Source organism: Pedobacter hartonius (assembly GCF_900107535.1).
Taxonomy (GTDB): domain Bacteria; phylum Bacteroidota; class Bacteroidia; order Sphingobacteriales; family Sphingobacteriaceae; genus Pedobacter; species Pedobacter hartonius.
On sequence record NZ_FNRA01000002.1, the window covers coordinates 397,060 to 410,175 of the forward strand.

At 40.3% G+C, this 13,116-nt stretch carries 14 protein-coding genes; 6 read left to right on the top strand and 8 right to left on the bottom strand.

From position 1 onward, the window contains the following. Position 1 precedes the first annotated feature (1 nt). The 3 genes from BLW16_RS05230 to BLW16_RS05240 all read right to left on the bottom strand — a co-directional run bounded on the left by BLW16_RS05230 (position 2) and on the right by BLW16_RS05240 (position 4,886). A complete protein-coding gene (locus tag BLW16_RS05230) occupies positions 2 to 2,266 on the bottom strand; it encodes a helix-turn-helix domain-containing protein (RefSeq protein ID WP_090555510.1) in 2,265 nt (754 codons plus the stop codon). Between the two features lie 102 nt (positions 2,267 to 2,368). Further along, on the bottom strand, positions 2,369 to 3,064 hold the full coding sequence (locus BLW16_RS05235) for a response regulator transcription factor (protein WP_175470480.1): 696 nt from the start codon (positions 3,062 to 3,064) through the stop codon (positions 2,369 to 2,371). Position 3,065: 1 nt separating this feature from the next. Then, positions 3,066 to 4,886, bottom strand: a complete 1,821-nt coding sequence (locus tag BLW16_RS05240; protein ID WP_090555512.1) for a sensor histidine kinase — start codon at positions 4,884 to 4,886, stop codon at positions 3,066 to 3,068. A gap of 364 nt (positions 4,887 to 5,250) precedes the next feature. On the opposite strand from BLW16_RS05240, the gene BLW16_RS05250 reads away from it, so the two are divergent. The 5 genes from BLW16_RS05250 (at position 5,251) to BLW16_RS05270 (ending at position 7,974) form a co-directional block, all read left to right on the top strand. Continuing rightward, entirely contained in the window at positions 5,251 to 5,847 is a 597-nt protein-coding gene (locus BLW16_RS05250) for a radical SAM protein (protein ID WP_394332008.1), read from the top strand. Between the two features lie 179 nt (positions 5,848 to 6,026). Then, positions 6,027 to 6,332, top strand: a complete 306-nt coding sequence (locus BLW16_RS05255) for a hypothetical protein (RefSeq protein WP_139298258.1) — start codon at positions 6,027 to 6,029, stop codon at positions 6,330 to 6,332. Between the two features lie 28 nt (positions 6,333 to 6,360). Next, positions 6,361 to 6,807: a hypothetical protein gene (locus tag BLW16_RS05260; protein ID WP_139298259.1), complete on the top strand. Its 447-nt coding sequence runs from the start codon at positions 6,361 to 6,363 to the stop codon at positions 6,805 to 6,807. 4 nt (positions 6,808 to 6,811) lie between these two features. Continuing rightward, complete coding sequence (locus BLW16_RS05265; RefSeq protein ID WP_090555517.1) at positions 6,812 to 7,075, top strand: hypothetical protein; 264 nt, start codon at positions 6,812 to 6,814, stop codon at positions 7,073 to 7,075. Positions 7,076 to 7,077: 2 nt separating this feature from the next. Continuing rightward, positions 7,078 to 7,974, top strand: a complete 897-nt coding sequence (locus BLW16_RS05270; protein WP_090555518.1) for a DUF2797 domain-containing protein — start codon at positions 7,078 to 7,080, stop codon at positions 7,972 to 7,974. A 64-nt stretch (positions 7,975 to 8,038) separates the two neighbouring features. On the opposite strand, the gene BLW16_RS23160 is transcribed toward BLW16_RS05270, so the two are convergent. The 4 genes from BLW16_RS23160 to BLW16_RS05295 form a co-directional block, all read right to left on the bottom strand. Then, complete coding sequence (locus BLW16_RS23160; RefSeq protein WP_175470481.1) at positions 8,039 to 8,179, bottom strand: hypothetical protein; 141 nt, start codon at positions 8,177 to 8,179, stop codon at positions 8,039 to 8,041. A 1,040-nt stretch (positions 8,180 to 9,219) separates the two neighbouring features. Then, a complete protein-coding gene (locus BLW16_RS05285; protein ID WP_090555521.1) occupies positions 9,220 to 9,450 on the bottom strand; it encodes a SymE family type I addiction module toxin in 231 nt (76 codons plus the stop codon). Positions 9,451 to 9,479: 29 nt separating this feature from the next. After that, positions 9,480 to 9,869: a hypothetical protein gene (locus tag BLW16_RS05290; RefSeq protein ID WP_090555522.1), complete on the bottom strand. Its 390-nt coding sequence runs from the start codon at positions 9,867 to 9,869 to the stop codon at positions 9,480 to 9,482. 774 nt (positions 9,870 to 10,643) lie between these two features. Further along, complete coding sequence (locus tag BLW16_RS05295) at positions 10,644 to 11,018, bottom strand: DUF3127 domain-containing protein (protein WP_090555523.1); 375 nt, start codon at positions 11,016 to 11,018, stop codon at positions 10,644 to 10,646. A gap of 71 nt (positions 11,019 to 11,089) precedes the next feature. Between BLW16_RS05295 and BLW16_RS05300 the strand changes: the two genes are divergently transcribed. Then, on the top strand, positions 11,090 to 12,295 hold the full coding sequence (locus BLW16_RS05300) for a THUMP domain-containing class I SAM-dependent RNA methyltransferase (RefSeq protein ID WP_090555524.1): 1,206 nt from the start codon (positions 11,090 to 11,092) through the stop codon (positions 12,293 to 12,295). Between the two features lie 49 nt (positions 12,296 to 12,344). On the opposite strand, the gene BLW16_RS05305 is transcribed toward BLW16_RS05300, so the two are convergent. Beyond that, on the bottom strand, positions 12,345 to 13,049 hold the full coding sequence (locus BLW16_RS05305) for an Abi family protein (RefSeq protein WP_090555525.1): 705 nt from the start codon (positions 13,047 to 13,049) through the stop codon (positions 12,345 to 12,347). Positions 13,050 to 13,116 lie beyond the last annotated feature (67 nt).

Consider the following 13,116-nt stretch of genomic DNA (forward strand, 5'->3'; position numbering starts at 1 on the left):
CTTAGCTTTCATCAGCGAGATGGGCGGCAATGCCGATCTTGATCTCTCCAAAGGTAACGCTGTTTCCCAGATGTGCCCTCAAAGGATTTAAGTTTACTGTTTTCAGCTCATTGATTGCCTCCAGGATCTTATTCAGCTTGTTCCTGCCCAGGATCTCTTTGGCAGAGATCTCCTGTCTTGCCACATAATGTGCCAGGTGCCCTTCTATCGTACCCACTACCATCTTCCGGGCTTCAGCAATTTCGGTGATGCTCTTGCCCTTCCGGAATAACTCCAGGGAAACCTCCTTGGTGTCCTCCTTCGGTTCCTTTACTACGGCAGGCTTTTTACTTCTTTCCTTTTTTACTTTAGCCGTAAAGTCCAGCTTGTTTGGCATGGCATAAACTTTTTTCATCTGGGCTTCACGCTCCGACTGGTTTAACAGCAAACCCACGTCACTTTTTGTGAATTCCGTTCCATTGATGGTGGATTGCAATAATGCAGTTGCCTTTCTGATCTTTTTAAACTGCTCATAAAACAAAGATTCCATTTCCAGCAGCTCCGTCAGAAATGCCGTTACCTGTTTATCCTGTTTCACCAGTTCCATCCGTTCGAAGATCCGTTTGGACAGTTCCAGCAGCAACGGATTGAAGTAATTTTCCGCAGCGGTAGTTCTGAGCAGCAAAGCAGATAATCCGCCGGCCGTCTGGTCATGGCTCAGCCGCTGTATCTGGGCAAGGAACTTATTGGCGTTGGTTTTGATTTCGCTCAGTTCTTTTAACAGGGCCTGTGCCCATTTCACATGTTTCTGCTTGGCAGATTTATTGATGTCCTTACTATAGGAATGGACATGTTCATATACGTAATTGTCAAGTGGGGTCAGGTCGAAACATTGCAGCAGATAGCTTCTCAGAAAAGCTTCGCTTTCCAGCCTGATCTGTATATCAAGTTCATCCTGCTGCTGTTTATTCTTTGCAAAATGAGAGACGTTCTGATCCTGCCGGATACCTGTACCTGATATTCTGGAGGTCAGCACCAGCCCGTTAAGTGAGCGGAGGCGGGATAAGGCCACGTAGATCTGTCCGGGCGCAAAGGCATTGCCGATATCGATGATCGCTTTGTCAAAGGTTAAACCCTGGCTTTTATGCACGGTAATTGCCCAGGCCAGTTTAATGGGATATTGAATAAACTTACCGATCACCTCCTCTTCGATCTCGTTGGTGACCTTATGGTTGGTATACCTGATATTCTTCCAGGTATACTTTTCCAGGATAATCCTTTCTCCCTCACCTTCGGTTACCACTTCGATCAGGTCGGGCTTAAGGGTAACGACGGTTGCAATCTTCCCGTTAAAGAACTTGCGGTCACCGCTCTGGTCATTTTTGATGAACATGATCTGGGCACCCAGCTTCAGTTCCAGGATACGTTCAGCGGGAAAAGAGTTCTCCGAGAACTCATCTTCCACGGTAGCCTGGAACAGATAGGATACGCCTTCGAGGTCATCCAGGCTTTTCTTATTTAAGGTATCTGCACGCTGGTTGTGTGTGGTCAGGGTAATGTACTTGTCTTCCTTTGCGGGAACGAAATCTGATCTATAGTACTGATCAAGCAAAGCCACATCTGCGGACGTGATCTCATTATTGCGCAGGTTATTCAGCAGGTTGATAAATACGGAATCTGCCTGACGGTAGATTTTCTCCAGTTCTATATAAACGGGGGGATGCTGCTGCAGGGCATGGGCATCGAAGAAATAAACACTGTTGTAGAATTCGCCAAGCAGCTGCCACTCATTGGACTTCACTACCGGCGGGAGCTGATGAAGGTCGCCGATGAACAAAACCTGCACACCGCCGAAGCTGGCGTTGTTCTTCCTGATATACCGCAGTACCATATCAATTGCGTCGAGCAGGTCTGCCCGGAGCATGCTTACTTCATCAATGATCAGCAGTTCCAGGTCCTGGAAGATCCTTCTCTTGGTGGTGTTCATCTGTAAATGGCGCACGATAGACCTTGGCGTATTGTACTGCTGATTGGGGTGTTCTGCCGTAGGCTGTTTGGGCAGATAAGTACCGAAGGGGAGCTGGAAAAGTGAATGAATGGTTACCCCTGCTGCATTGATCGCGGCAATCCCTGTGGGTGCTGTAATCACGGCTTTCTTGTGCGTCAGCTCAATCAGGTTCCTCAGGAAAGTAGTTTTTCCCGTTCCGGCCTTCCCTGTCAGGAAAATATGCCGGGAAGTATAATTGATAAATTTAGCAGCAATTTCAGCGGGGTTGTATTCAGACATATTTTGCAACAGTTTTGAAGCAAAGGTACTAAAGATTGGAACAACCTAAACAGGTATACAATTAATTATTTCTAATTAAATAAGAATATTAAGTTTAATTTGTTAATTTACCAGCAATTTATATCCCTTCCCGTGAACATTCAGTATTTCTACTTTCGGGTCTTCTTTGAGGTATTTGCGCAACTTACTCAGGAATACATCCATGCTTCGGCCGTTGAAGTAGTTGTCGTCATGCCAGATGCTCAGCAAAGCTTCCTCCCGTGTAAGCACCGCATTTTGCTTCAGGCAAAGCAGCTGCAAGAGTTCGGCCTCCTTGGTGGACAGCTTCTGCTGCTGCCCGTTGTGCTGGATGAGCTGGGTGGTATAATCAAAGGTATAACTGCCGATCTGGAACTGGCACTGTACGGGTTCTGCCACTTTAGTTTCTTTTACCGAGGCACGTTTGAGCAGGGCATTGATCCTTAACAGCAGTTCCTCTATCCGGAATGGCTTGGTGATATAATCATCCCCGCCCAGATCATAAGCTGAAGCTTTGTCTTCCATCATTGCTTTTGCAGTGGCGAATATAATAGGCACGCTCTCATTCAATTTACGAATTTCCTTACCCAGTGCAAAACCATCTTTCTTCGGCATCATTACATCCAGGATGCAGAGGTCAAAAGTCTGTTTGTTAAATGCACGCAGGCCTTCTTCGCCATCCACGCATAAGACGATATCAAACTTTCCCTTCAACTGTAAATAATCTTGCAAAAGCATACCTAGGTTAGGATCATCTTCGACCAATAGAATTTTCTTCATTTTAATTCAGGGGTATAATTATTTCAAACACTGTTCCTTTATCCTTTTCACTGTGCACCTTGATAGTTCCATTCATCTGTGTGACGATGTCCAGCACATAATTCAGGCCCAGACCAAAGCCCTTTACATCATGCAGGTTCCCTGTAGGTACCCTGTAAAACTGGTCGAAAGCACGCTTGCTTTGTTCTTTTGTCATTCCAATTCCTTCATCCTCCACCTCTATGATCAGTTTACCGCCGGAATTCCGTGTATTTACTGTTATTTTAGGTGACCCAATGCTGTACTTGTTTGCATTGTCAATCAGGTTATAGATTACATTGGAGAGGTGCAGTTCATCGCCTTTTACTGCCGGCAGTGCAGCGTCAAGGTGAAGGGTCAGTTGGGCCTCTTTCTTTTGCAGCTGAAGGCTCATGCTATCTGCAACAGCTGCGATCAGTGCATTCATATCTACTTCTTCCTCTTCTAGTTTGAGTTCCTTTTTCTCCAGCCGCGCAATACTCAGCACACGTTCGATATGATTTCCCAGTCGTACATTCTCATCATAGATGATCCCCGCCAGACGGCCGATGCGTGTTTTATCCTCCAGTATTTCCGGATCTCTCAGTGCTTCACTGGCAATCATGATTGTAGATACCGGGGTTTTAAATTCATGGGTCATGTTGTTGATAAAGTCCGTCTTCATTTCAGAGATCTTCTTCTGTCTCAATATGGCATACAGGGTATACGAGAAAATGGAGATCAGCACCAGCAATAAGGCACCAGACGATGCCATCGTTACCTTCAGGTTACTCAATATTAAAGATTCCCTGTCCGGGAAATTAATATACAGCATTCCCGGGTCGCGGATCACATCATTGCTGAAGAGGGTAGTTTTAAATGTATTTGCCGGCAGGATCTCTCCTTTAACAAAGGAAACCTTACTGAACAGCACGGAGTCACGGGTGACGCTTTTCAGCCAGAAATCATATTTGAGCCCGATATTTTTATTCAGCAATTCTGCGCGCAGCAGCGTATCAAGTATAGGTTTGGAAATGCGTTCATTCAAGGGAATATCCAGCTGACTCATTTCCTTGGCCGCAGCTTCGAGCACGTTAAAATCTCCCTCGTTGAGCTTTACGGTATCAGCCTGCAATTCTCTCAGGGCGTTGCTGCGCCTGCGGGCGGCAATTTCATCCTCAATTTCGAATTTTGCACGCATTTCAGCGTTCAAGCTGGGCAATGAGATGCGGAGCGGCTGGCCGTTACTGCTATAGGCCAGGTACCGGATACTATCAGGCAGTTTTTTTGGTTCCAGGTTGAACGTTTTGGCAGAGCCTATCCTGAAAGTCTTGCGCACATTACTGCCAATCATGTTCAGCTCCTCGTCAAAACCCACATTTACGTCTACATTTAAAGGCGTGGTGGCCTGATTGGCCAGGTCATAAAAATCGATTTCTGAAATTATCGTGGGGCTGAGGTACAGCTTGCGGATCATGCCATCCTGATAATTGAGTTCGTCAATCATCTGCTTTTGCTGGTTATATTTCCTTTTACGCTCGTCCTCTTTATACTTCTGATCGAGGTCTATCAGGCGGCGGGTTTTGTCGCGCCGCTGATTTTCCATTTTTATCCGCCATTCGTAATCCGTCTTGGTGATATGACTGACCGCATTTAAGCGCTGGACTTTATCGGCCACAGCACTTAAGGCCTGGTTTACTTCCTGCTCAAAAAGCTGTGATTTAAGCCGATATGCCTCCCTGATGTAATACGATTGCATTACAAACACACCCAGCAGCGCTATGGTCATGAGTCCGGTAATCAGCCAAAGGCTTTTTTTCTTCATTATGTATTGTCAAAAATAAGGAAGAGTACTGTGATAAGCTCTATTTTAACAATTTTTAACACAGTAGGATTCAAATAGTTGTGCTTAACAGCACTTTAAATTATTTAGCTTTTGAGATCAGTCAACTTCCTAAACTTATTTGACAGATAATATCCGCCGGTTTTTGCAGCACCTCTAAATTCAATAATGCCTAGCTCCTTTGCTGTTCTGAGGTATCTTTCAACCATAGGTTTAGAATACCTCTTTTGGTAGTTAAGTCTAAAGTATTTACTCCTTCATGTGTTAATATCAGCTTTATTATTCTTAACACCTCTATTCTAAAGCCATCAGTTACAGCATTAATTACACCATCATTTACACCATCATTTACAAACAAGTTATGTTGAACGGAGGGAATTTTAAAGATAGAGACAGGAGTTTTCTACAGTATACTTCACTTTTAAAGTCCATCTTAAGAGCCGTGCAAGATTCTGGTAAAGAGATAGATGTTCACCTGATTGTATATCCACCGGAAAATTTAGAATTACTTGAAGAGTTAAAAGGTCTTGATATAGGACTTGCCATGAATACTGAGGTCTTTGACATACAGTTATTTGAACAATACTGCCCTGGTAAAGTTGAAACTGGTGGCAGACAGCATATTTTTGATGCTTTAGAGAAGGCTGTAAGTGTGTTAGGGAAAAATAAAGTGTACTCAATTTTAGTTGGGGGGCTTGAACCATTGGAAAGTCTAAAATCTGGACTTGCTTATTTGGCAAACATGGGGGTGTCACCAGTAATTAACGTTTTACATACAGATCCCGGAACTCCTTTAGAAAATTTCCCAAAACCTACCGTAGAACAAATACTGTCAATGGGGAAAGAATTACAAGCTATATACACCGAATATGGGTTTTTACCTTTTTATGAAGACTGTGGACGAAACTCAATTGATTCAGAAGCTTTTAAAAGTCTTTTCTAGCTAACCAATTAACAGATATTATTTAATGCAATAAACAAATTAATAGTATGTTCACTGATAACGACCTGACCACGATTGCTCAACAATTCATTTGCAAGAAATTTGCTAATGAATTAAATATCTCGTTGCGATCATTCCACACGATTATACTGATTGGCTCGTCCATTAATCCATCAACAATGAGGAAGAGTTCTGATTTGGATCTTGTAGTGCTTGTAGAAGATCTGTTACTTAATAATCCCCAAGACTTTCTTGCCCATTTTATGATCAGCCACGTAGAATACAATGGTGAGGAGATCAATTTTCCAATGGACATCCAGATCTATACTATATCTAGTTTTAGAAAAGAAATGTATTATGGTTCTTTAACTAGGGTATTTGCTGTTCTAAATGCTTTCCAAATTATTTATGCTGAAGATGATTGTGCAAAACAAATAATTGCAGATGCTGATCAAAGGTTAAATAATACAATTTGTGATCAATGATATCGCAAGAATGGATATACCTCAGGTAATGAAGAATACTGAAGCTTATTTTAACTATGCGCATTCTATCATACTTGAAGAAAAAATTCAACAAAATAGCTTATTGATTTATTTGCAGTTTTCTGAATATGTTAAAGAGCTTCTTGTCCAATTCCAATACGTTTTGTTTGCTAGTGATCTCCAGAAAAATATTAATTCTGAAAATATACATGTAGCAGTGAAAAACATGACTATTTTCAGAAATGCCGATGGCACGCGGCTTTTAAATTTTAATAAGTATTTTGTAGATCAGCGCGTAATAAAATTACTAGATGAAATTAACAATGTATTGAAGGATAATCAAAAAGTGATGGTAGAGAGATTTGATATAGTGTTTGGTCTTATAAACGATGCTTTCTTTACCTACACTGACTATGTTATAGCCCGGAAAACAAATAGATATGAGTATTATCGTATTCTAAAATTTGATATGTAACAATATGATGATTAATAAAGAACAGCTAAAGGAACTTGATATACAATTAATATTAGAAGTTGAAAGCGAGCTGCAAAGGGCAAAAGAAAGATTCCCGGAAAAACTCAATTCCTTACACGAAGGTTATGCTATAATTTCCGAAGAATTTGATGAATTTTGGGACGAAATTAAAAAAAAAGAAAAGGATAGGGATTTTTTTAAACTAAAAACAGAAGGAATTCATGTGATCGCAATGATGATCAGGACATTACAGGATTTAGTAATATAACTATGGAAAATATCATAAAAATACTTTCAGGTTACGGCTTTAATTCCGCTGGGCCACATTTCATTATTGATGAAATAAATGGAAAGCTTGTGAAGCGTAATCATGTAAATATTATTGGTCACACTTTCACTATCAAGCCTTCGTCATTAAAATTTTGTATCGGGCGTTACGATTTGCGAACTTCTGATTCATTTCCTTGCCCACATGTTAATCCCATGACTAATAAAAAGGAAAGTATCTGTTACGACTGTTTTACATTCAACAGTTTTAATCCTTCATTTTATAATGTCTCTGTTTCCGAGTTGAGTATAAAACAACGTGAATATAACATGTTGCCACATAATGTATATTTAGCATTATTTGATGAACATCATATAAAGGTTGGAATATCCCAGAAGAAACGAAATCTAACACGTTGGTTAGAACAGGGAGCGAGAGTAGCGACTGTAATTTTTGAATGTAACAATGCCTATCTCGCAAGAGAAATTGAAGAAAAAATATCAAAAGAACTCAAGCTTTCTGAAGCCTTAAGAAATGATCAGAAAAGACAATGTTTAAAAAACAAATCCGATTTTAATAAAGCATCAACGATATTGGAGGGATTGATTACCAAAATAAATGCTCTTTTTGAACAGCAAATTATTCATCAATCTTTTACCAAACTTGATGAATATTATTTACAAAATAATGTTATACAAGCTAATATACTAGACATATCAAATGAAATGCCCGAATCTATTTCCGGCAAAGGTATTGGGCTTATTGGTGATACGTTGGTATTTGAAAATTCGCATCAACAATTTATGTTTTCTTTAAAAAAGATAATTGGACAGCAGATTTTATTTGAGAATAAATTAACAAGTCAAGCTTTTTCTCCAACTCAAATCTCATTATTTTAAGTTGGAAAGAGCCTTATAAATCCCTTTATATCCTCTTTTCTCATTTAAATTGCAAAGCCTTAACTTATAAATTACTTTTGCTCTTCTTTAATCTTCTGGCTTCTTTTCTTGCCTTTACAGCTTCCTGTGCCACCTCTTTAGCTGCTGCCTCGGCTTTTGCTAGGGCAAGTTGCTGGGATTCCAATTGCTTCGTTTTCTTTTCCATTCCTTCGGGGTCAGGATAGTATAGAGAATCGGCTCTATAAGCTGCGCTAGGTACCATTTGTCGTACCATTCTAAACGTCATTATCCTTCATCTTGCTGTTGGCACTCCATAGATGTAAGCAAATCCCTGTCATTACCGCTGATAGAATCAAAAGGATTATCCCGCCAATAATAAACCCCTTAGTTTTATCCTCAAAGCGATGTTGTAGTTCTACTCTTAATTCTTTAGGAAAACCCTTAATAAGAGATTCCTGCTTCCATTGAATATTTCGGAAAGTCCATAAATCAAAAAAGCCTCTAATCGTGATTAAAGGCTTTTTGAATGTTTTACTACTTATTATGCGGACCGGGTTATACTGACCGTATTGTGCTTTATATTGACATACCATATGCCCTAAATAAACCTATCCCTCCTCTATTGCTAATCTACCGATTGGGTAGGTCAGGGATAGGTTTGGGGTAGGATTATGGTAGATGTGCACCAGGGATAATCCGAACTAAACTTTAACCGCTTAGATTCTGAAACTATCAAGATACAGCCCATGTTCTAAGATCTTCAGCGCATGCTGAGAAAGGATGGATCAGCTGACAGCTTACATATTTAAAAGGTGCCGGAGAATTAACCAATACTAAATATCAGGAAATAAATGATATTGGAAAATCAATCTCTGCTGTTGAATTACAGGAGTTACTTGACAGGGGTATTATAAATAAAATTGGCAAAGGGAAGGTAACTAAATATTCGCTTAAGTAATGTTGATTATTCGTCCGTTCATAGGTAAACAACAAGCAAAAGAGAGTACGAATATTGCAAAATATTTGGGTTATACTGACCGTATATTGTGCTTTAGGTTGGGCCGGTTCTGGTTCGCTTTTGATGGGGAATTGATGGGGGGTTGGTTCGGGTAAATACCGAATCAGCACCCCATCGATCCCTCCCCAGCACCCTGAGAAAAGGGTAGCAATTTAAACCACAACCCAAACACAATAGCACCGTATTAAGTCATGGAAATCCCTATTATCTCCAATTGACTAAAGATTCTATTTCTGCCCTGCTTTGAGTAACTTGTTGTATTCAGTTCTGGAAAGCTTAGGCCTGATGACCAGCTTATCTTTACTATAAGTAATCACAACCGTTTCCCCGGGATGAAAGCCTAAGTCTTCCAGCCAGTGCCCTTCTATTCTTAACACCGGTGAACTTTCATTATTCCTGTTATGATAGCACCTAATGAGCTCACCTAATTTGACGTTTTTGGTCTTCTTCAACTGCATAAATGAATGATTTTAAATAAAAAATAAGATTAATTCGGCAGGTTAACACCGCTCCCGCTGAGTTCTTCCTGCAAAAAGAAAAAAGGCACTTCCTTCCCATCCTCAGTAATGATATCACAGCTGTGGATACAGGTATTCCCGTAGATTTCTTTTTCCATATGCACATTCAGCAAACCGGATTGTTTCAGCTTCGGGAAGAAGCCATCGATCTCTTGCTCCCCCAGTGCCCAGGCGATCTCCTGTAACTCGTAATCTGAATATAAAGGAATCTGCAGCAGCTCTACTGCAGTAATATAACCCGGCTCCCTGCAAATGATGCCGGACACCTGTTCTGCGGTATACCCTTTAGCGAGCCTTTTGGTTAGAATTCTGTAAACTACGTCCACTGCGGTTTTTTCAACTTTAATAAAATTGTTCATGTGTTTGAGATTAAGTTAATCATTTGAAAATTCAGGCATAGCGATGCCCATGGGATTAAATCCCCGTTTAAAATAGACCGATAAAAATTTGAAGAAAATCAGCCTGGTGGCTTTTCCCAATGTTTAAACCACAGGCACCGCATTGTACTTGTGGAAGTTTTAAAGAAGAAAGATTGAATGATGCTCTTCATTGCTTTAAGTTTTAAGGCATTTAGCAATGGAAACGGAAGGGGAGGAATATGGCCGCTCCCCGTACGCAACAATACCCCCTGAGAAGGGAAGAGAATAAATCCTCTAAGCAAACAATACGGAGAACGCCCATAATTCTCTGTATCAAGGTACAGAAACGGGGGGTGTAAATCATCCGTAACTTTGTTTACTTTAAGATTCTCAGGTCTATTGTTGCAAAGTTTCTTTGATTCAATACCTATCAGGTTAATGTGACAGTTAATACTATGACTCAACTACCACATTACAAATATAAGCACAGATACTAAATAAAACAAGAAATATTTAATACAAAAGAAAACAAAATAATCGAAATGAAACTATTAGTTTGACGTTCTTTCCAGTTTACTGTAAGTACATTACGGGTTACCTATATTCTACTGCTAGCTGATCCCGGGACAACAGAAAATAGAGAAACAACACAGGCAAAAATGCCGGAAGACAGACCTTGAGAAAAAAAGGTAAAGAGGTAAATTTAAAATCAAAAAAAAATGCCGGAAATTAATTTCCGGCATTCCCAGTACAATTTGTTTCCTAAAAAAGCTCTTAAAATGGCAAATCATCTTCCTCGCCCGGCGCACTGTTCAAGTCTGCGGGAGGAGCATATTGCGGTGTTGAAGGCGCACCAGCTGCTGCACTGTTTGTCAGTGCGTTGATACGCCAAACTACTAAACTGTTGAAATAAGAAACTTTTCCTGTTTTATCCGTCCATGGACGGCCACGCAGATTAAAGGAAACTTCTACATCATCTCCTGTTTTTAAGCTGTCGAATAAAGCAGTTTTATCTTGCAAAGCTTCAAACCTTATATATTCAGGATAAGTTGGGTTTTCCGCGTACTCAATGATGAGATCACGTTTTTTAAAAGTCTCACTTACCTGTTGTAATGCGCCGATTTCGTGCACTTTTCCTTTCAATTCCATAACAATACTCTTTTATTCTACTTACTAGTTCAAATCTCTATATTTTTATTGATAACTTCGCACAATAAATTATGCAAGTTTTCCACAACAAAAGTAAGGTGATCATCACCTGTAATAAAAGGCTTTCACCATACCTGGTTGAAGAGGTCCAGGCGCTTGGCTATGAAATTGTAAGAGATTTCCAGACAGGTGTTGAACTCCATATCACGCTGACAGAGTGTATTAAACTGAACCTCAACCTCAGATGTGCCAGCCAGATCCTGTATTGTATCAGCAGTTTCAAGGTAAACAATCCTGAAGAGCTATACCGCGAAGTGCTGGACATTGCCTGGGAAGACCTGATCGATTTTGCAGGTTATTTCTCTGTTACCTCCAATGTTGACAACCCAACGATCACCACTCCGCTTTTTACAAACCTAAAAGTAAAGGATGCGATTGTTGACCGGATTAAAGATAAAAAGGGCATCCGTCCGAATTCCGGATCAGATGCGAATAAAACTGTTGTACATCTTTACTGGAAAGATGATGAAGCAGATATTTTTCTGGATACTTCCGGAGAAACACTGGCCAAACACGGTTACCGTAAAATACCAGGCAAGGCACCAATGCTGGAAGCCCTTGCCGCAAGTGTGGTCATGAGCACCAAATGGGATCAGAAATCACCTTTCATCAACCCGATGTGCGGTTCAGGAACGCTGGCTATCGAAGCTGCACTGCTGGCAACGAACCGCAGGCCCGGATTGTTCAGGATGAACTATGGCTTTATGCATATTATAGGTTATGAAGAAGAGGTGTTCTTTGCAGAACGCCGTATCCTCAAAGATCAGGTCATTAAAAATGTTGATTTACAGATCGTAGCTACAGATTTATCTGAAGATGCGGTAGACATCAGCCGTAAAAATGCCAAAACTGCCGGAGTGGACACACTGATCACCTTTGAAGTGTGCGACTTTGCAGATACCATTGTACCTGAGGGCGGAAAAGGAGTAGTGGTATTTAATCCGGAATATGGAGAGCGTCTGGGCGTACATTCCCAACTGGAGCTTACCTATAAACGCATCGGCGATTTCATGAAAAAGGATTGCAAGGGATATAACGGTTATATTTTCACCGGCAACCCGGACCTGGCAAAAAAGATTGGCCTGAAGGCTTCCAGAAAAATTGAATTCTATAATGGCAAGCTGGATTGCCGCATGCTGGAATATGAATTGTACGACGGATCAAAACGATCGGACGATGAAAGACCGCAGCCTAAAGAATACAAGCCGGAAAATTAAACCCCGGCTTGCTAAGGATTAAAGTTCATCAAACGATGGACTTTTTTATTTAGATTCGTTTAGCAAATGCGATTTCCCGCAGTACTTTGTCAAGATCTGATGTAAATGCATTTATATCCGGATCGATCCAGCTTAATATCTCATGCACTGATCTGTAAATAGATTCAGCATACGTAAAGTCTATATTGTTACCATTAAAACAAATTGGTTCGTTATGGTTTATCCGATTTCTAAACTGCCTAATATCGTTTAGCCTATCACGAACCTCTCTTCTACCAATTGATGGTGGTAAATGGGTAAATATTTGTATTGGTCGACCCTGCAGAAGCCTATAATGAAGTGTTTCAAACAGTTCAGTCCAAAATCCCAGTGTTTGATCGGCTATAATTTTCCCTGAGGTGATGACAGTCCCAAATCTCCGTAGTCTGTTCTCACTTTTTAATACTGACTTTTTTAAAAAATCATTGGTTTTCCTCTGATTGGTTCTTTTATCAAAATAAGTAAGGGATGGGTCACTCATAAAACCTCTTTTTTGACTAATAAGCCAATCCATATCACCAAAAAATACTGCTAAAATGTCATTGATCCGATTTCTCAGGATCACTTCCAAAATGCCAAGAATCGGATGAAAAGCCTGTGCGATTTTTAAATTCGCCTTATATAGTCTTACTGCATTCGTCTTACTCCCTGTTGCGACAAAATATCTGTCAATTCGAGGTATAGATAAAATAGTTTGTACCTTATGGTATCTCATTTATTAATTTTTTTCTGCGTTGCAAATATTATTAATATTTTCTATATTTGTATCATGACGCTTAGTC